Annotated in this window: 1 pseudogene; it reads left to right on the top strand. The window is 60.3% G+C overall.

Annotated elements, in window-relative coordinates:
• Nucleotides 1-200: pseudogene (locus CWO89_RS43960) on the top strand (SMC-Scp complex subunit ScpB); the annotation flags it as partial.
• Between the last annotated feature and the right edge of the window lie 1,436 nt (nucleotides 201-1,636).

Below are 1,636 nucleotides of genomic sequence, written 5' to 3'. Positions count from 1 at the left end.
CCCCAGAAGGCGCGCCCTACACCTATGTGACGACCACGGCGTTCCTGTCGCATTTCGGCTTGGAGACGCTGCGCGATCTGCCGGATATGGACGCGCTGGAGGACGCCGGCCTGCTCAGCAAGGACAAGCTGCTGGCCGGAGAGTTGCCGGTGCTTTCGTCGGAGGAGGCCGATGAGGCGGATTTCGATCGAAGACGTTGAAGCGCTGCCGAGTGGAAGGGACGCCAAATGCAGATCCACACAGTGGTTGTCGATGGACCTCTGGCGTTGCGAATGCGACGACTCGGTCATCGACAACGGCGCCTACCTGCGAGTACCAATCCTTCCGAATCCGACACGAGATGCGGCCGACGTTGCTCGTGCTTTGGAACGCCTAGCTAGGAGTCAATCGCCAACGCTCTGATGTCGGGTTTGCAACATGCTGTCGGGGCCATGACGCTTCCGATTGAGAAATCGCTTTCGCAAATCAAGTCATTGTAATTGGCATAAGGCTTGAAGGACGTGAAAGAGGAGCATCATCGAGCAGCGCCTGTGTGAGAAAGGGCAGTGGTGGCTTACAAACCTGTCGCCTCTCGGCCTATCATTTGCGGCGAATACGACGATGATGGTCCCAACGTTGCGATCTGTCGCAATGCGTGTTCGCGTATGGTTCTGTCTCAGTGATTGACGGTTGGGTGATGGTTCGAGACGACATCAATGCGCGTGCGCGCCACGGTGCTACGCCCGTGCCGGGTCCTGCGCCGCGACCGCATCCAAACCGTCGGTGAGTTCGTCCAGCGTCTTGCCCGCCCGCACTGGTTCTACCGATGGTGCGGTCAGCGCATGCCTCTGTCGCAAAGCGGGAGCAGGTGCACTCGAAGCCAGAGGTCTCTGTAAGAAGCATAAAAGCTTGAGTTTGGAGATCGGCGCCGGGGAGCTCGCCCGCCAGCTCGATGCCGCAAACTGTGAACCAGGAGGAAGGTTGCGCCGGGCGATGCGGCGCCAACCTCGCCAATGCGGCAATCCATTACCTGGGAGCAGAATCCGACGCCTTGATTATTCGGCCCCGATTGTCCGTCGAAAGTGGGCCGATCGCCTTCGGGCGGCGCCCGAAATCTTTGAGTCAGACTGATCGGAGGTGCCGGCACAGTCTTTGCTGATGAGCGGCTGGGTCATGCTCACTCACATCGGAGACGGATATGTCAGGCTCGGGAGGCAATTCGCACATTTCCCCATCTCGGTCGAACAACTCTGAAGCACCAGATCTGGTCGCTCCCGCCATTCACATGGAACGCGATGCAGCCAGTTGGGGAGTCAACATATCAGGCTCTGGTGGCGACGACGCTGGGCCCAGCAATCAAGCATTGCACCGGCGAGACGCGCTGGTTCCTTATCCCGAAGACGCCGCCTTGATCGATGCGGCGGCTAAGGCGGCCAGAGATGATATTAAGGAGCGGCGTCCGTGGGGGCAGCCGCCTCGGCGATGACTCGCTCAATGAAGATAGCGCGGCATTCCTACGTGCTTAATCCCAAGCGTTCCCCGGCCGCCGGGTTGAGGATGCTTCGAAGCCACGCCTTGGCCGCTGCCCAGGCCGCCTCGACCAGCATGGCGCGCATGACTGCGGCCGATCTTGCTGATACGGCCGTGGTGGACGGCT

Origin of the sequence: Bradyrhizobium sp. Leo170, assembly GCF_004296405.1 — a bacterium.
Lineage (GTDB): Bacteria > Pseudomonadota > Alphaproteobacteria > Rhizobiales > Xanthobacteraceae > Bradyrhizobium.
Note: the sequence above shows the minus strand (reverse complement) of the source record. Positions and strands in the feature narration are given on the sequence as shown.